Genomic DNA, 18,426 nt, shown 5'->3' on the forward strand with positions numbered 1-18,426 from the left:
GATGGCCGGGCCGGCGATTGTATGCCATGGAGAAAGATGGCTCAAAATGCGGACGAAAAAAATCCCCGCGGCAAGGGCGGGGATGGGCGATGGAAAAAGCGTCAGACCAGCAAGGCTGCCGCCAGCGATTCGATCTCTTCCGCCGATTCGTCGAGTATCGTGTGCAGGGTGCTGCCGCCGATGCCGAAGTCGATCTTCGCCGCCGCCTGGCGCCGCGCGGCGCTTTCCGGCGGGTGCAAGGGCGAACCGACGGGCGACAGGTCGTTGGCCAGCACCAGGGTCGCGCCCAGGGTACGGGGCGGGAAGGGGCTGCCGCCATGCCACATGCCTTCCACCGCTTGCAAGACCATGTCCGGCACTTGCAGTTGGCGCAGCACGCCGCGGCCGATCAGCTTTTCGCCGTATTCGATCCAGTCTTCGGTATTGTCGTCGAGCAATCCTGGATACTCCTCGGCGCGCGACAGCAGATAAAAGCCGCCCACTTCATGCACGATGGCGGCGAACATGGCCGTTTCCACGTCCACATGCGTGACTTTGCGCGCGATCACCTGGCTCAGCGCGGCCACGTGGGCCGTGTGTTCCCACAGCTTGGCCGCCTTGGCGCGCAATTGCGGGTCCGTGATCTGGCTGCCCAGCTGGCGCACGATGACGGACGCCACCATCGATTTCAAGGTGGCAAAGCCCAGGCGCGAGACGGCCGCGCGCACATTGGCGATTTCATTGCCGGAACGGTTGTAGGCGGCCGAGTTGGCCAATGCCACGACCCTGGCCGACAGCAGCGGCTCGGCCATGACCATGCGGGCGGCCGCCTCGATATGGCAATCGGGGTCGTCCAGCGCTTCCTGCAGCTTCAAGGTGGCCTTGACGTTGGCGGGGAACGTCAGCTCGCCCTTGCTCGCTTGCAGCGCGATAATCTTGAATACTTCCAATCTATCCATGGGTCAATCTCCGGTACGGGCCTGTTCAGGCTCTGCTGTATGGATGGGCCGGAATATGCTCCCGGCCCGGCTCCCGTTTCCGGCAATATTACAGCAAGTTTATGCTCAAACCTATTACTTTCCGGAAACTTTCCCTGCCACGCCTTCGACAAAATAATCCATCTTCGTCAGCGCCGCATCATCCAGTACGCCTTTGTCCAGGCGCACCTTGCCATCGTTATCCTTGATCGGCGCGCTGAAAGGATTGAGCTTGCCAGCTACCAAGTCTTTCTCACGCGCCAATACAAACTGTTTCACGTCCGCCGGCACGGCGGCGTTGATGCCTTCCAGCTTGACCATGCCATCCTTGATGCCGCCCCAGGTGCTGCCGGACTTCCACGTACCGTCGAGCACGGCCTGCGCCTGCTTCGTATAGTACTCGCCCCAATGGTGGGTGACGGCCGCCAGCTGCGCCTTCGGCCCGTACTTCTTCATGTCCGAATGGTAGGCGATCGCATACTTGCCCTTCTCTTCCGCCGCCTGCACCACGGCGGTCGAGTCCGTGTGGTGGGTGACCACGTCGGCGCCCTGGCCAATCAGGGTGATGGCCGCGTCGCGCTCCTTGCCCGGATCGAACCAGCTATTGACCCACACCACTTTCACTTCCGCCTTCGGGTCGACGCTGCGCATGCCGCGCGTGAAGGCGTTAACTCCCTGCAACACTTCCGGGATGGGAAACGCCGCCACATAACCGGCCACATGGGTCTTGCTCATCTTGCCTGCCAACACGCCGGCCAGGTAGCGGCCTTCGTAGAAACGCGCGTTCGTGTTGGCCACGTTGGGCGCCGTCTTGTATCCCGTCAAATGAATGAACTTCACATTAGGAAATTGCTTCGCCACTTTCAAGGTGGGATTCATGTAGCCGAACGAGGTCGTGATGACCAGCTTGCTGCCCGTTTGCGCCAGGTCGCGGATCACCCGTTCCGCATCGGCGCTTTCCGGCACGTTTTCCACGTACTTGGTGGTGATCTTGTTGCCCAGCGCCTTTTCCATTTCCTTGCGCGCCAGGTCATGCTGGGTGGTCCAGCCCGCGTCGCCGATGGGGCTGATGTAAACAAAACCAACGTTCAGCGGGGCGGCGGCGGGCGCGGCGGCCATGGCGGGCATCAGCACGGCACTGCAAACGGCGGCGCACAGTAATTTCTTGGACATGGTTTTCCTTGTGGTGAGTGATTAATTTCCGGGATTGAAATTTTTCCCCAGCGAAGCGGGCATGTTGAGCTTGATGTAACTGGCATTGCTGGAAATGAGCACGAGCACGACGATGGCTGCCACATACGGCAGCATCGACAGCAGTTGCGAGGCGATGGGCACGCCCAGCGCCTGCGCGTGGAAGGTCAATATCGTGATGCCGCCGAACAGGTAGGCGCCGCCCACCACGCGCGCCGGGCGCCAGGTGGCAAAGGTGGTCAGCGCCAGCGCGATCCAGCCCCGTCCCGCCACCATGCCCTCGACCCACAGCGGCGTGTAGACGAGCGACAGGAAGGCGCCGGCCAGGCCGCAGCAGGCGCCGCCGAACAGCACGGCCGCCAGGCGGATGCGGCGCACGGGATAGCCGAGCGCATGCGCGGAAGACGGCGACTCGCCCACGGCGCGCAGCACCAATCCGGCCCGCGTGCGGTACAAGAACCAGGCGATGGCCAGGCACAGCAGCAGGGACAGATACACCATGGCATGCTGGCGGAACAGGGCCGGTCCCAGCACGGGAATGTCTTCCAGGTAAGGGATGCCGAAGCGGCTGTTCTGCAAGCTGTTGCCCACATACTTCAAGCCGATATACGTGGACGCGCCCGCGCCGAACAGCGACAAGGCCAGGCCCGTCGCGTACTGGTTCGTGCCCAGCCATACGGTCAGCCAGGCAAAGAAGCCGGACAGCAGCATGCTGGCGCCCGCCCCGGCGAGAAACCCCAGGGTGGGGCTGCCCGTGCTGACGGCCACCGCAAAGCCCGTGATGGCCGAGACCAGCATCATGCCTTCCGCGCCCAGGTTCACCACGCCCGCCTTCTCATTCACAAGCAGACCCAGCGCGGCGAGCATCAGCGGCGTGCCCGCGTTGATGCTGGCGGCGATCAATGGCGCGATGGTGAGTGCCAGGTTATCCATGTTTTCTCCAGCGCAGTTTGTATTGGATCAGCACGTCGCAAGCGAGCAAGGCGAACAGCAAGATGCCCTGGAACACGCCCGTGATGGCGCTGGGCAAACCGAGGCGCGACTGCGCCAGTTCGCCGCCGATATAGAACAGGGCCATGACGAAGCTGGAAAAGAGTACGCCCACGGGATGCAGGCGCCCCACGAAGGCGACGATGATGGCGGCAAAGCCGTAGCCGGGCGAGACCGTGGGCGTGAGCTGCCCCATCGGTCCCAGCACTTCGCAGGCGCCCGCCAGGCCGGACAGCGCGCCGCAGATCAGCAGGGACGACCATAAGGTCTTGCGCGAGGAAAAGCCCGCATACCGGGCGGCGGCCGGCGCCATGCCGCCCACGCGCAGGCGAAAACCCGCAATGCTGCGCGACAGATACAGCCAGCCGCCCAGCGAGGCCAGCAAGGCAAACACGATGCCCACGTGCAAGCGCGTGTCGCTGATCACCATCGGCAACAGCAAGCCGTCCGACAGCAGTTTCGACTGAGGAAAATTGAAGCCTTCCGGGTCGCGCAGCACGCCATACACGAGATAGCTGAGCAGCAATTGGGCGATGTAGACGAGCATCAGCGAGACGAGAATTTCGCTGGCGTTGTAGCGGTCGCGCAGCCAGGCCACCAGTCCCGCCCACGCCATGCCGCCCGCCATGCCGGCCAGCAACGAGACGCCGATGATGGCCGCGCCGCCCACGCCGTCATCGAGGTACAGGGCTGCCGCGCCGCCGCAGATGGCGCCCAGGGTCAGCTGCCCTTCCGCGCCGATGTTGTAGATGTTGGCGCGAAAGCAGATGGCCAGGCCGACGGCGATCAAGAGCAGGGGCGCCACTTTGAGGCCCAGCTCGGACCAGCCGTGCGCGTCGCGCAAGGGTTCGACGAAAAAGACGGCCAGTCCCGCCAGCGGATCGTGTCCCAGCGCCATGAACAACAGCGCGCCGCACAGCACGGTCAGCAGCACGGCCAGCACGGGCGACAGCCACGACATCAACCGCGACGGCGTGGGACGGGCTTCCAGGCGCAAGGCAAACTTAGCCATGGATGGCCTCCCGCGGCCACAGCCCGCTCATCCATTGTCCCACCTGCGCCACGCTGGCCTCCGCCACGTCGAGCGACGGCGAGATTTTTCCCTTCGCCATCACCAGCAAGCGGTCGCTGATCTCGAACAATTCATCGAGTTCCTCCGACACGACGAGCAGCGCGCAACCCGCGTCGCGCAAGGCCAGCAATTCGGCGCGGATTTGCGCGGCCGCGCCCACGTCCACGCCCCAGGTCGGCTGCGCCACCACCAGCACGGTGGGTTCGCGCATGACTTCGCGCCCGACTATGTATTTCTGCAAGTTGCCGCCCGACAGGCTGCGCGCCAGCGCCTGCGGCCCGCCCGCCTTCACCTGGAAGCGGGCGAGGATGGCGGCCGCGCGCTGCACGATCGCGTCACGGCGCAGGAAGCCGTGGCGGATGGTGGCCGGTGTCTGCAAGCTGAGCAGCACATTGTCGGCCAGGGACATGTCGGGCACGGCGCCCCGCCCCAGCCGTTCTTCCGGCACGAAGCCGAAGCCCAGGGCGCGCCGGCGTCCCGGCGGCAAGCGGCCCGCCGGCGTGCCGTTCAGGACGATGCTGGCGGAGGCTGCGCGCACGTCCTCGCCCGACAGGGCGGCCAGCAATTCCTGCTGGCCATTGCCGGACACGCCGGCGATGCCGACGATCTCGCCCGCGCGCACGTCGAAGCTGATGTCCGTCAACTGCGTGGCGAACGGATGGCTCTTCGGCAAGTCCAAATTCTTGACGCTCAGCATGGCCGCGCCCGGCGTGCGCGCCACGCGCGTGACGGCGGGCGGCTCGGCGCCGATCATCATGCGCGACAGGCTGGCCGCCGATTCCTGCGTGGGGTCGCACACGCCCGCGTTCTTGCCGGCGCGCACCACCGTGCAGGTATGGCACAGGGCGCGGATCTCGTCGAGCTTGTGGCTGATGTAGAGGATGCTGCAGCCTTCGGCCGCCAGCTGGCGCAAGGTGCCAAACAGTTTGTCCACGGCGCCCGGCGTCAGCACGGAGGTCGGCTCGTCGAGGATCAGCAGTTGCGGCTTGGCCAGCAAGGCGCGCACGATTTCCACGCGCTGGCATTCGCCCACGGACAGCGTGTGCACGTGGCGCTGCGGTTCCAGGTCCAGGCCGTACTGGCGCGCCGTCGCTTCGATGCGCTGCGCCAGCTCCGCCATGTTGGTGCCGGCAGGCAAACCGAGGGCGATGTTTTCCGTCACGGTCAAGGTATCGAACAGGGAAAAATGCTGGAACACCATGGCGATGCCGAGCGCGCGCGCGGCCGACGGGTTGGCGATCTCGACTTCGCGGCCATTCCACAGGATGCGGCCGCCATCGGGCCGCACGGCGCCATAGATGATTTTCATCAGGGTCGATTTGCCGGCGCCGTTCTCGCCGAGCACGGCATGGATCTGCCCGGGCGCGACGGTGAGACAGATGCCGTCATTGGCCACCACGGCCGGATAGCGCTTGCTGATATCGAGGAGTTCCAGGCGTGCCGTCATTGTTTTTTTGTGCCTCGCTGCAGGGTCGCCGGCATCGTTGCCGGTGAAAAAATTCAAGCTCTTGTCTCTATCGTATCGGCATCCGCGGCGCTTGGGGGCGGGCGTGGCGGCGCGCATTTCTATTTCCGCGAAAAAACAACACCTGTATACAATTTTGAAAAAAATTATCAGCTTTACAGTGGCTACCTTGCCCCGCACGAGCGAGAAGGTGCGATGATTATATGCAAGAAATGATAGTCAGTATCCAGACAAGACATATCGCCCGGCGCGGCGATTCTCGCATCATGGATTGAACGGTGCGCAATTTGCCTGCCCCATCGCAGCGCTGCATGCGGGCTACGCCCCCAGCTATTTCATTTCCGTTTTCCCACACCGCCATCAGGAGCCGAAAGTGCCAAAAACCATACCGTGTCTATTGCTCTGCCTCACCGCCACCCTCGGCGTGGGCGCGACCGCCCAGGCTGCCGAATGGAGCGATACCGCGCTGAGCTGGCGCGCCGGCAATGATTACCGCGAACCGTTCAATCCGGACGACATCAAGAAAAACATCTTCGCCATCACGCACGCCAGCGGCTACAAATACGGCAGCAATTTCGTCAACCTCGATTTCCTGATCTCCGACAGCAAGGACCCAGGCGCGCTCGGCAAAACGTCCGGCGCGCAAGAGGCGTATCTGGTCTACCGCAACACCATCGACATCGGCAAGGTGCGCGGCAGCGACATCCAGTTCGGCCCCGTGCGCGGCGTCGGCGTCACCCTCGGCTTCGACGTCAACACGAAAAATGACGTCGGCTACAACTCGCGCAAGCGCATGCTGGTGGCCGGCCCCACCTTGATGTGGGACGTGCCCGGCTTCTTCAACACCAGCCTGCTGTTGCTGCGCGAGAGCAACGCCCCCAGTGGCGCCTTCCCGCCCATCTCGCAAGTGACGGGCCGCTACACGTATAAAACGCACGCCATGCTGACGGGCGCCTGGGCCATTCCCCTGTCGCCGCTGTTCTCGTTCGAAGGTTTCTTTAACCTCATCGATTCCAAAGGCAAGGATGAAGTGGGACGCGACACGGCGGTGGAAACGAATATCGACATGCAAGTGATGTACGACGTGGGCGCGGCACTGGGCAGCGCCAAGAACACCTTCCGCGTGGGCCTGGAATACCAGTACTGGAAGAACAAGTTCGGCAATTCGCCCGCCACCACGGGCAACGTGGGCCAGACGGCGAAGACGCCGATGGTGCGCGCGGAGTACCATTTCTAAAATTCATTGTCACGCATCAACACACACGGTCGCGCCTGATGCCAGCATGAAGCTTTCCTGCAGGCGGAGAGCGCGACCGTGGAACAACTATTGCCGTATTACGAGCGTGAGCTGGGCTTGTTCCGCCAGTACACGCGCGAGTTTTCCAGCCGCTATCCGAAGGCGGCCGGGCGCCTGCTGATCGCCGGCGAGACCTGCGAAGACCCGCATGTCGAGCGCCTGATCCAGTCCGTCGCCCTGCTCACGGCCAGGGTCGCCAAGCGCCTCGACGACGCCTACCCGCAATTTACCCATTCCCTGCTCGACACCCTGTACCCGCACTACCTGCGGCCCTTTCCCTCTTGCTCCATCGTGCGCATCGCCGCCGACGAAGCGCCGGGCGGCGGCCAGCTGGCCCAGGTGGCGCATGTAGCGCGCGGCACGGTGCTGCGCTCGCAACCGGTGCAGGGCGTGGCGTGCAAGTTCACCAGCGCGTATGACGTGACCCTGGCGCCGCTGGCCATTTCTCGCCTGCATTTCTCACCGCTCATCGATGCGCCGCCCGGCCTGCGCCTGCCCGCCGGCGCCAGCGCCTTGCTGAGCATTCAATTCACCAGCGGCAGCGAACCTTACCATCTGGACCAGGCCGGCTTTTCCAGTCTGCGCCTGTTTGCCGATGGCGAACCGTCCGTGCGCGCGGCCCTGCTCGACGCCCTGTTCCTGCGCGGCGCGGGCGCGTACGTGGCGCTGGACGAACACGGCCCGTGGCAAGCCGTCGACGGCACGCCGCTGGCGCCGGCCGGCTACGCAGAAAACGATGCGCTGATCCCCTTCTCGTCCCGTTCGCACCCGGCCTTGCGCCTGCTGACCGAGTATTTCGCCTTTCCGGAAAAATTCCATTTCATCGATATTGCCTGGTCCCTGCTGGCGCCCTTGCTGCCGAAACAGTGCCGCCAATTCACCTTGCACCTGCCGCTCAAGGGCGTGCGCAGCGACAGCCACGAGGCGCGGCTCTTGTCCGGTGTCAGCCGCGACAACCTCTTGCTGGGATGCACGCCCGTCGTCAATCTGTTCGCCAAGTCCGGCGTGCCGATCCGCCTCACGCATACCGAGCCCGACTACGCCCTGGTGGCCGATGCCACGCATGCGTTTGCCTACGACATCCACAGCATCGAGGCCGTCACCGTGGTGCGCAAGGATGAGACCGGCGAGCGCCTGAGCACCTTCTTGCCGCTGTATGCCTCGCTGCAAGGCGCCCAGGCCGAACATCAGCAGGAGCATCATGGCCAGTATTGGCTGGCGCGCCGCGACGAAACCGTGGCGGCCATCAGCCCCGGCCATGAAATGCGGCTCAGTCTGATCGACCCGCAGTTTTCGCCAAGCAGCGCGGCCTGCGCCACCGTCTCGACGCAGCTGCTGTGCAGCAACCGCGACTTGCCCACGCAGTTGCATTACGGCTTGCCCGGCGGCGACTTGCTGGCCGAGGACGTTCCCGACGGCATCCCCGCGCGCTTCCTGCGCAAACCGTCACCCGGCATGCGCTTCCTGGCGGACACGCACTGGCGCCTGATTGCGCACCTGTCGCTCAATTACTCCAGCCTGACGCAAGCGGGCCTGGGCGAATTCCAGAAAATGCTCAGCCTGTACGACCTGCCCCGCTCGCCCGCCACGCAGCGCCTGATCCAGGGCATCGTCACGCTCGACCACGGCAGCACGCGCGCGTGGATGCCCACCGTGCCGTTCCCCACGCTGATGCCGGGCATCGCCATTCGCCTGGGCATCGACGAGCAAGCCTTCGGCAGCTGCAGCATCTATATTTTTGCCCAGGTGCTGCAGCGCTATTTCGCCCTGAACAGCCAGCTCAACTGCTTTAGCCAACTGACGCTGCTGTCCCATCGCAGCGGCGAGGAAATCCTGCGATGCCCGGAACGCAGCGCCGACGCCACGCCAGCGTGATCCAGCAATTGCTCGACGCGCCGCAGCGCTTCGAGTGCTTCCAGGCGCTGCGCCTGCTGCTGGCGTGGCTGGCCGAACACGGCATCGATGAACGCACGGCGCTGGCGAAGGTCCTGCGCTTCGACAATAGCGTCTCGCTGGGCTTTCCCGCAAGCCAGGTCGAGGCGCTCGCGACCAACGGCATGGCCGATGCCGACGCCCTGCTGCAAGCGCTGCTGTCCGGCCACGGCCAGCACATCCACATCACGCCCGCCTTCATGGGCCTGCTGGGTTGCCAGGGCAGCTTGCCCAGCCACTATTCGGAGCGCATCGCCGCGCACCAGCATGGCGAACGAGACAATAGCCCGCGGGCTTTTCTCGACCTGTTTTCCAGCCGCACCGTGGCCCTGTTTTACCAGGCCTGGCACAAATACCGCATCGAGCTGGCCGGCCACGACGGCGCCTTCCTGTCGCGCCTGCTGGACCTGGCCGCGTGCCAGCCGGGCCAGGACCCGGGCCAGGATGAGGCGGCGGTCGGCCTGTACAGCGGCTTGCTGCAGCAGTGCAACATCTCATCCATCGTCATGGCGCGCATCCTCGCCGACCACTTCGGCGTGCCCTGCCATATCGACGAGGCGACGGGCGCCATGGACGTGCTGGCGCCGCGCGAACAAACGGCGCTGGGCATGGCCAATGCCGTGCTGGGCCAGCACGCCACCGTCGGCGCGCGCTGCCGCCGCCCCGACCTGGCCGTGCGCCTGCGCCTCGGCCCGCTCACGGCGCGGCAGCATGCCAGCTTCCTGCCGCGTGCGCCCGGCAGCGAGACGCTGCGGCACATGCTGATGCTGTTCGGCCAGCCGCTCGTGCGCTACCAGATCGTGCTGGTGCTGCGCGCCGGCGAGGTGCATGGCCTGTCCCTGCGTACCGGCGTTCAGGATGGCCTCGGCTGCAACAGCTTTCTCGGCAACGACGCCGCGCCGCGCCACCGCGACGACATGCATTACGAAATGCAATTGATGCCCTCGTTCAATGATTGATCCTTGCGGTCGCGCAAAACGCCAGTGTTCGCTATTGCTACAGTCCGTCAACGATTCCTACCGTGAAGCGATGCGCGATGAGCCAGTTCCCCGATACGACGGCGGCATGGACGGCATTACTGGGCGACATGCAGGGCCAGCGCCTGCTGCGCCTGCACTTTCCGCATGGCGACGGCCCGGCCCGCATCCAGTTTCTGGCCAACAGCCTGGACGCCAGCGAAAGCCTGTCGCGCGATTTTTCCTATGTGGTGGAAGTGCTATCCGACAATGCCGCCATCGCGCTCGACACAGTGATGGGCAAGATGGTGACCATCGAACTGGTGCGAGAAGACGGCACCTTGCGCTACTTCAATGGCTATGTGTTCGAGTTCCGCTTCCTGCGCACGGACGGCGGCTTCGCCTTCTATGAAATGGTGCTGGAACCGTGGCTGTCGCATCTGCACTTGCGGCAAAACAATGTCGCCTTCCACGGCTTGACGGTGGCGGCGCTGACGGAAAAGGTCTTCGATGATTACCTGATGCGCGACTACAAGCTGGCCGCCGGCGGCCTGGATCCCGCCATCACCTACACTTGCCAGCACAACGAGAGCGACCACAACCTGTTGCACCGCCACTGGGAACAACTGGGCTGGCACTACCGCTACGAACACCGCCCTGACGGCCACACCTTGTGGCTGTCCGACGACAGCACCAGCGGCAAGCCCATCGACGGTGATCTGAGTGAAATCCCCTTCCAGCACCAGGCCGGTTCCCTGGAAGATGATGGCGTGCATCAATGGAGCACCGTGCGGCGCATGGCGCCAAGCCAGATGACGGTGGCCAGCTTCAATTTCAAGAAACCGCGCGGCGCCCGCGCCAGCCGCGACTCGCTGAACCGGCAAGGCGCCGTGCCGTCTCTGGAAGTGTATGAAAACACGGGCAGCTACGGTTTCAAGAACCTCGACGACGGTGAGGCGCTGGCGCAGCGCCGCATGGAAGAGGTTGACGCGCAGGGCCAGCTGTTCGAGGCGCAAGGCAACGACCGCACGGCGCAACCGGGACGCTGGTTCACCCTGGGCGGGCATTTCGACAGCGCGGCCAGCGAGTACCTGATCCTGTCCGTGCACCACTACGCCAGCAACAACTACCAGCAAGGACATGGCGCCACCTCGCACTACAGCAACACATTTACGTGCATCGCCCGCGCCGTCCCCTGGCGCCCGGGACGCAATTTCCACAGCCGCGAGCCGAAGATCTACGGCGTGCAGACGGCCACCGTCGTCGGGCCGCCCGGCGAGGAAATCCACACTGATGGTTACGGACGGGTAAAAGTGCAATTCCACTGGGACCGCCTGGGCACTTTCGACGACAAGAGTTCGCCGTGGATACGGGTGGTGTCGACCTGGGCCGGCCCGAATTTCGGCCACATCAGCCTGCCCAGGGTGGGCATGGAAGTGGCCGTGCAATTTCTCGACGGTAACGTCGCCATGCCCTCATCATCGGCTGCGTCTACAACGCGCGCAACATGCCGCCGTGGGAGCTGCCAGCCAACAAGACGCAGAGCGGCATGCTGAGCCGATCCTCGAAAAAAGGTTCCACCGCGCACGCCAACGCCCTGCGCTTCGAAGACCGCAAGGATGCGGAAGAACTGTGGCTGCATGCGGAAAAAGACCAGCGCATTGAAGTCGAGCATGACGAATCGCACTGGGTGGGCAACGACCGGCGCAAAACCGTCGACCGCGATGAAACCGTGCACGTCAAGCGCGACCGCACGGAAACGGTGGACCACGATGAAGACATCACCGTGCACAACAACCGCCGTGAGCGCGTCGACCATGACGAGCACATCGACATTGGCGACAACCGCCGCGAACACGTGGGCGGCAACGAGCAGGTGCAGATCGACGGCCACCGTTCGGAACGGGTGACCCTGGCCAAGGACGAAACCATCGGCCTGGCCAAGGTGCTGACCATCGGCGCCGCCTACCAGACCACCGTCATCGGCGCCATGAACACCACCGTGGTGCTGGCACAGGCCGAGCAGATCGGCCTGGCGAAAAGCGTCATCGTCGGCGCCGACAGCACGCTCACGGCCACCGATTCGCACACGATGACGGTCGGCACGTCCAGCATCACCATCACGCCGGGACGCATCGAACTCGTTGCCGATGAAATCATCATCCGCGGCAGGTCCAAGGTGCAGATCCATGGCGACGATATCGACAACAATCCGGGCTGACGATGAACGACGCCGGCACAGCCCATTTCAACATCCCCAACCTGCTGTTCGACAACCGCACGCCGCACGCGGCCAGCCAGTTCGACATGGTCGACCAGTTTGGCGCGGCCTTCCATGTGGTGGTGGCGCGCATGGGCTACACGCTCGGCCCCTGCGGCGCGGATGGCCTGGCCAGCCTGCTGCCCATGGCGCGCCAGTCGCCGCTGGTCACGCAAGACCGGCACCTGGACGGCGACACGCAGGCGGGCACCGTGCAGGAGAGCGACTTCGCGCCATACAAGCCGCGTTGCGACGTGATCATCAATGGCGTGGCGCACGCGCCGCGCGGCCAGGCCATGCCGCAATTTCTCGTCAATATCAAGGTGAAGTCGGAAAAGAAGATTCTGGTCGACAAGACCCTGCAAGTGAGCGGCGAGCGTGCCTTCCGCAAGAAAGCCATGCTGACGCGCCTGGCGCAGGGCTGTGCCCGCGTCGCCACGCTGGGCTTGCTGCGGCCCAATCCGTGGCAGCTATCCGCACCGGTAGCGTTCCTGCAATTGCCGCTGCACTACAGCTACGCGTATGGCGGGCAATGCCGCATCGAGGCCGATGACTGCAACGCGGCGGCGCACGATTCCTGCCAGGCCAACCCGCTGGGACGCGGTTTCGCGCGGCACTGGTACCTGGATGGGAAACAGATCGACGAGGTGCCCGCGCCCCGTATCACGCAGCCGTCGCTGCCGTGCACGGCCGCCCAGTTCTGGCAAGGCGCGGGCGGCAAGGAGCTGCCGCCACCGGCGGGGCTGGCCGCTGTCGGTCGTGGCTGGCTGCCGCGCCGCGCGCTGGCCGGCAACATCGTCGTCAAGGATCAATGGGATGCCGACGATATCCCCTCCCTGCCCGAGGACTTCGATTTCGCGTACTGGAACAGCACGCCGCCCGACCAGCAATGCCCGTACCTGGCCGGACTGGAACAATTCAGCTTGACCAATCTGTGCCGCCACGACCATCGCTCGGCCCGCATCGACCCGCGCGGCAACACGGTGCTGCGCTTCGCCTTGCCACGGCAGGTGCTGTGTTTGCTGCTGGCAGACAAGAACGACCAGTTGCTTGTCTGGCGCCTGGCCATCGATACGGTGCTGGTCGACCCCGAGGCGGCCACCGTGGAACTGGTGTGGCGCGCCATCGTGCCGGCCGACGCGGGCCAGGTCGCGTCGCGCCTGTTGCACGTGATGGAGCCGGCGCAAATCGCGCGCATCGAACTGCTGGAGCAGGCGCAGGAAGCGCTAGGCGAAGCCGCCGGGCAAGGCAAGCAACCATGACGAATGAAACCGTCACCAAGGCCTCGCGTTTCTATTGCGTCAGCCTGAGCCCCGACATGTGCAAGACGCCAGTCGGCTCCAGCACGCCCCCTATTCCCTACAACATCATCGGCGAATTTTCAGAGGCGCAGAACGCCTCGCCCAACGTCAAGTCGCACAGCGAGCCCGTCATCCTGCACCAGCGCAGCACCATTCCCACCGTCAAGGGCGACGCGGCCGGCAAGGCGGGCGGCGTCAAGAGCGGCACCGTCGGCAAGCAGGTCGACACCAAGGTCGCCAGCCCCATCCACCGCGCCAACGGCGCCAGCCTGGTGCAGATGGGGCGCGAAGTGTGGATGAATTCGCGCAATACGGTGGGCAAGATTTATGAACGGGGTGGGGAGGCGGCCAAGCCCATGCTCAAGGAACTGAAGGCGGCGATACGGGAAGCGGCACAGGATTACAAGGATCACGGCTCCAAGAAAATGCATGGCGCCGCCGAAGACCTGGTGGAAGTGGGCGGCACCGTGCTGACAGGCAGCGCCGTGCTGGGAGTGGCTGGCGTTGGCGTGGCGGCCACGGGAGTCGGCGCCCCCGTTGCCGCCGCGATGGAAACGGGGGCGGCGGCAGGCGCCGTTGCCGGCACGGCGACCGTTGCGACAGGCACGGCCATGGAAGCGTCGGCCACGGTGCTCGACCAGGCGGCCGACTACATTTTGACAGGCAAGACCCCTGATTTACTCAATACGGCCTCGGACATCGTCACGAATGCGGCAGGCACATTACTGCAAACGGCGCTCTTCAGCAAGATTCCCGGCGGAAAAATACTGAGCAAGTTCCTCGGTAAAAAAGCGGCGCCGACCATCAACAAGGTCAAGGACAAGCTGGTCGGCAAAAAGCCGGACAAGCCGCCCCCGAAACTCGACAAACCTCCCCCAAAAAACGGCGGCGACGACGGCAAGAGCCGTGGCAAGAAAGAACCGAAATCGGAGCCGCCTTCCGACTGCTGCCCCAAGGATAGCGGCCCCGCGAAAAAGCCCGTCAAGGGCCGCAAGCCCGTGCATTTCGGCACGGGGCAGGAAATCCTGTACCAAACGGATTTCGCGCTCGAGCGCAGCATCCCCATCGCCTGGACGCGCTGCTACCGCTCCGGCGCTGAATACGAGGACGGGGGCTTGCTGGGCGCGCGCTGGTCCACACCCTACACCACCAGCCTGTCGCTATGCGAGGCCGGCATCGTCTACCACGACGACAGCGGCCGCGCCCTGCGCCTGCCGGGCCTGGAACCGGGCCAGCGGCACGACAGCCGCAAGGAAGGTTTTACGCTCACGCGCGACGGTGCCGACACCTTTACCGTGCTATGGCGCGACGGCAGCATCGACCTCTTTGCGCGCGCGGAAAGCGGCTGGCTGCCGCATGGCTACGACGGCGTCAACGCCATGCTGGCCCCGTCCGCTCCCGTCGCCACGCAGCGCTTTGCACTGGTGCGCAGTGAGGGGCGCGATGGACGCGGCATCAGCATGGAACGCTTCATGGATGCCAAAGCGGGCGCAGTGCTGCTGCGCCTGCGCAGCGACGATGGCGGCGTGCTCGAAGCCATGCGCGGAGCTGAGGCAACGGCCATCCACATCGGCAGCATCGACGAGGTATTGCCCGACGGCAGCCGCCTCTGCCACGTCCGCTACGCCTATGCCGTCGAGACGAACGATGCCCAGCCGCCCTTCCCACCGCGCCACAACCTGGTCAGCCAGTCGAATGCGCTGGGCGATACGCGCCGCTATGCCTATCGTCACCACCTGCTCACCTCATGCAGCAGCTACACGGGCTTTGCCTACGAACTCGAGTGGATCAGCCTGGACGCGCTGCGCGCCCGCTGGAGCGGTTCACCCTTGAGCGAGCCGGAGCTGGCCGAACGTTTCCCCATCACCCTGGCCAACAGTTACCAGGCGCGCGCCATCGCCACCCGGGCGTGCGATGGCAGCGAGCACATGCGCATCGATTACGTGGACAACGACACCAGCCGCGTCACGGAAAACGGCGGCGTCCTCGACTACACCTTCGACGCCAACTGGCTGGTCACCGACGTGCGCCGCGTCATCGATGGCAAGGCTGCCTCGCTGGGCCGGCGCGAATGGGACCGCGATGGCATGCTGCTGGCCGATATCGATGCCAATGGCGCCGCCATGCGCTATACCTACGATGCGGCCGGCAACCTGACCCGCAGCACCGATGCCAAGGGACACGGCAGCAGCATCGCATACGATGCCGGAAATCAGCCTATCGCCTTCACGGATGCGCTGGGCCACACCACCCTGCGCGAATACGACGCGGCAGGCCGTCCCGTCAGCATCACGGACGCCCTGGGCCGCGTCACGCGTTACCGCTACGACGAGCGCGGCCAACTGGTGGAATGGATCGACGCCAGGGGTGGCAGCAAGCATTTCCAGTACAACCGCCAGGGTTCGCTGACCAACTACACGGACTGTTCCGGCCATACCAGCGAATACCGCTACGATGCGCTGGGGCGGCTGGAAGCGGCTCGCGATGCGCTGGGCTATGCCACCCGCTATGCCTATGACGCGCTGGGCCGGCTGATCCGACTCACGGCGCCCGATCAAACCCAGGAGCAATACACCTACGATGCGGACGGCAATCTGCTCTTGCACGAGGATGGCGCCGGCCAGCAGACGCGCTACCGCTACAACGGCCAGGGCTTGCCCGTGGAGCGCACAGACGCCATCGGCCAGACCGTGCAGTATCGCTACGATGCCGCGCTGCAACTGACGGAATTGATCAACGCCAAGGGCGAAAGTTATCAACTCGCGTATCACGCGGAAGGCTGGCTGACGTCGGAAACGGGCTTCGACGGCAAGCGTACGCAATACAGTTACGACCAGGCCGGCAACCTGACCGCCACCGAGTGCGGCAGCCAGCGCACGCAGTTGCTGCGCGACGCGCTCGGTTTGTTGCTAGTCAAGACCACGGCGGACGGCGTGGTGCGCTACGCCTACGATGCGCTGGGGCGGTTGACGGCCGTGTCCGCCCCGCAAGCCGAACAGCGCTTTATCCACGATGCGCTGAGCCAATTGATCGAGGAGCGCAGCGCCTGCTTTATGCAAACGCTGCCCGAAGCTCCACGGTTGCCGAATGCCCCGCGCGTACCTGACGCCAGTTTTGTCATGACGCATGCCTATGATGAACTGGGCAACCGCATCCAGACGGTCTTGCCGAACGGACGCCGCATCGACACCCTGCGCTATGGCTCCGGCCACTGGCATGGCGTGCTGTGGCAAGGCAAGGCCGTGGTCGACGTGGAGCGCGACAAGCTGCACCGGGAAAAGCAGCGGCAGCTGGGCAGCAGCGGCTTGCTGGCCACGCGCCAGTACGACCCGCAATCGCGGCTCACCCAGCTGACCCTGGCACGCGGCGCCGACGCGCCCGTCCCCGTGCGCGAACGCCGCTTCGACTACGATGCCCAAGGCAACCTGACCACTATTTTCCAAACGGGTTCCACGGCTGCCGGCCCGCTCGGCAAACTCAGCTACGCCTATGACCCCGTCGGCCAGTTGCTGTCCGCCGTGCAACCGGGCCTGGCCGAACGCTTCGCCTTCGACCCGGCCGGCAATCTGCTCGACACGGCTCCCGCCCCCGGCAACGTCCTGAAACACTACGGCGATACCGAATACGCTTACGACGAGCAAGGCAATGCCACCGGCAAGCGCTTCCATCCACCGGGCAGGGAATCGACGTGGAGCGACCTGGCGCTTGAATACGACGCCGAAAACCGCCTCAGCCACGCCACCAGGACGCAACGCCAGTCGCGCCACCGCGCCCGCTATTTTTATGACGCCTTCAGCCGCCGCATCGCCAAGCGGGTGGAGGAAGCACGCTGGAGCAATCGGCAAGACATCACCACGGATCAGCCCGCACGCACAAGCGCCTCCACCACCTTCTTCGTGTGGGACGGCGACACGCTGGCACAGGAACTTGGACACGAAGAAACGGTCACATATTTGTACGAGCCGGACAGCTTCGTGCCGCTGGCCAGGATCAGTTCGCCAACCTGCCGCCAGGCAAGTGCGGTTTACCTGCCGCGCATTACGCAGTGGGATTTACCCGCCACGCGGCACGACGCCGAACTGCAGGCGCTCATTGCGCAAGCACAGGCGGACACCGAAGCGCTGCAGGTATCGGCATGGCAACGCATCCAGGCGGCAGCCGACGGCGCGGCGGCACACGATAGCATCACCCACTACCACTGCGATCACCTGGGCACGCCGCGCGAGCTGACGGATACGCAAGGAAACGTGGTCTGGAGCGGGCGCTACAAAGCCTGGGGGCGCTTGCTGCATGTGGAAGGGGAAATCGAGCAGCCGCTGCGGTTTCAGGGGCAGTATGAGGATCAAGAGACTGGACTTTTTTATAACCGGTATCGCTACTATGATCCAGATGTAGCTAGGTATGTGACACAAGATCCGATTGGCTTGCTTGGTGGACTGAACAGCTATCAATACGCGCCAAACCCGATTTTGTGGATTGATCCATTAGGACTGGCGAAAAACGCAAAGAATTGTCCTAAAAATCCGATTTGTAACGCATGTACAGGTCGTGATCCGGCTAGTGAAGCTAGAAATTGGCAAGGTCCGCATAATTATCCATATTTAGGTCAAGATATTTATACTAATGTTGTCGTAAAAAAGGGAACCGTGTTATTTACTTTATATCCACATGGACCTGCGCCGGGAAATTACTTCTCCAAGGCGGATGCAGTTTTGGCGAATGGTGAGGCGAGAAAATTCAACGATGCGGTACAGGTAGCACATGCTGACAATTCCAAGCATAAAGGCGTTCGTCCCATGCGCACCCAACTTCATGTCTACGTATTAAAAGAAGATACTTGCATGGCAGAGGGAGTATCAAGAAACAATCCGAATTTTGGCCCGGGAGGTGCGCAACAATTATTTTTAGAAAACAGAGACAAAAAAAGTTTAATTGATACTGGAAAAATAATTTCCTTAAGAAAATGAAAAAAATATCCTTTGACACAAAAGATGGTTACCTACTAT

12 protein-coding genes are annotated in these 18,426 nt (G+C 63.9%); 7 read left to right on the forward strand and 5 right to left on the reverse strand.

Annotated features, from left to right (window positions below; translation table 11 throughout):
* Positions 1-101 precede the first annotated feature (101 nt).
* The 5 genes from J0O65_RS06330 to J0O65_RS06350 all read right to left on the reverse strand — a co-directional run bounded on the left by J0O65_RS06330 (position 102) and on the right by J0O65_RS06350 (position 5,656).
* Complete coding sequence (locus J0O65_RS06330; protein ID WP_077400451.1) at positions 102-938, reverse strand: HDOD domain-containing protein; 837 nt, start codon at positions 936-938, stop codon at positions 102-104.
* A gap of 114 nt (positions 939-1,052) precedes the next feature.
* On the reverse strand, positions 1,053-2,129 hold the full coding sequence (locus J0O65_RS06335) for a BMP family ABC transporter substrate-binding protein (RefSeq protein WP_215405180.1): 1,077 nt from the start codon (positions 2,127-2,129) through the stop codon (positions 1,053-1,055).
* A 21-nt stretch (positions 2,130-2,150) separates the two neighbouring features.
* On the reverse strand, positions 2,151-3,080 hold the full coding sequence (locus tag J0O65_RS06340) for an ABC transporter permease (protein WP_215405181.1): 930 nt from the start codon (positions 3,078-3,080) through the stop codon (positions 2,151-2,153).
* Positions 3,073-4,149, reverse strand: coding sequence for an ABC transporter permease (locus tag J0O65_RS06345; protein WP_215405182.1), 1,077 nt, complete (start codon positions 4,147-4,149; stop codon positions 3,073-3,075). The genes J0O65_RS06340 and J0O65_RS06345 overlap by 8 nt, the downstream gene beginning before the upstream one ends.
* On the reverse strand, positions 4,142-5,656 hold the full coding sequence (locus tag J0O65_RS06350; RefSeq protein ID WP_215405183.1) for an ABC transporter ATP-binding protein: 1,515 nt from the start codon (positions 5,654-5,656) through the stop codon (positions 4,142-4,144). Before J0O65_RS06350 ends, J0O65_RS06345 begins: the two co-directional genes overlap by 8 nt.
* 391 nt (positions 5,657-6,047) lie before the next feature.
* Between J0O65_RS06350 and J0O65_RS06355 the strand changes: the two genes are divergently transcribed.
* From J0O65_RS06355 to J0O65_RS06380, 7 genes are all read left to right on the forward strand, one after another.
* The gene (locus J0O65_RS06355) at positions 6,048-6,911 is read left to right on the forward strand and encodes an outer envelope protein (protein WP_502793543.1); all 864 of its coding nucleotides are present in this window, start codon (positions 6,048-6,050) and stop codon (positions 6,909-6,911) included.
* Positions 6,912-6,989: 78 nt separating this feature from the next.
* The gene (gene tssF, locus J0O65_RS06360) at positions 6,990-8,846 is read left to right on the forward strand and encodes a type VI secretion system baseplate subunit TssF (RefSeq protein ID WP_215405185.1); all 1,857 of its coding nucleotides are present in this window, start codon (positions 6,990-6,992) and stop codon (positions 8,844-8,846) included.
* Positions 8,810-9,862, forward strand: a complete 1,053-nt coding sequence (tssG, locus tag J0O65_RS06365) for a type VI secretion system baseplate subunit TssG (RefSeq protein WP_215405187.1) — start codon at positions 8,810-8,812, stop codon at positions 9,860-9,862. Before tssF ends, tssG begins: the two co-directional genes overlap by 37 nt.
* Before the next feature lie 77 nt (positions 9,863-9,939).
* Positions 9,940-11,415 (forward strand): type VI secretion system Vgr family protein, encoded by a 1,476-nt coding sequence (locus J0O65_RS06370; RefSeq protein WP_251373540.1) that lies wholly within the window; start codon positions 9,940-9,942, stop codon positions 11,413-11,415.
* Positions 11,409-12,080 carry a bacteriophage T4 gp5 trimerization domain-containing protein gene (locus J0O65_RS27830; protein WP_251373542.1) on the forward strand — a complete coding sequence of 224 codons (672 nt, stop codon included), beginning with the start codon at positions 11,409-11,411 and terminating at the stop codon, positions 12,078-12,080. Before J0O65_RS06370 ends, J0O65_RS27830 begins: the two co-directional genes overlap by 7 nt.
* Positions 12,081-12,082: 2 nt before the next feature.
* Positions 12,083-13,381, forward strand: a complete 1,299-nt coding sequence (locus J0O65_RS06375) for a DUF2169 family type VI secretion system accessory protein (protein WP_215405189.1) — start codon at positions 12,083-12,085, stop codon at positions 13,379-13,381.
* Complete coding sequence (locus tag J0O65_RS06380) at positions 13,378-18,387, forward strand: RHS repeat-associated core domain-containing protein (protein ID WP_215405191.1); 5,010 nt, start codon at positions 13,378-13,380, stop codon at positions 18,385-18,387. Before J0O65_RS06375 ends, J0O65_RS06380 begins: the two co-directional genes overlap by 4 nt.
* Positions 18,388-18,426 lie beyond the last annotated feature (39 nt).

Source organism: Janthinobacterium sp. JC611 (genome assembly GCF_018682595.1).
Classification (GTDB): Bacteria; Pseudomonadota; Gammaproteobacteria; order Burkholderiales; family Burkholderiaceae_D; genus Janthinobacterium.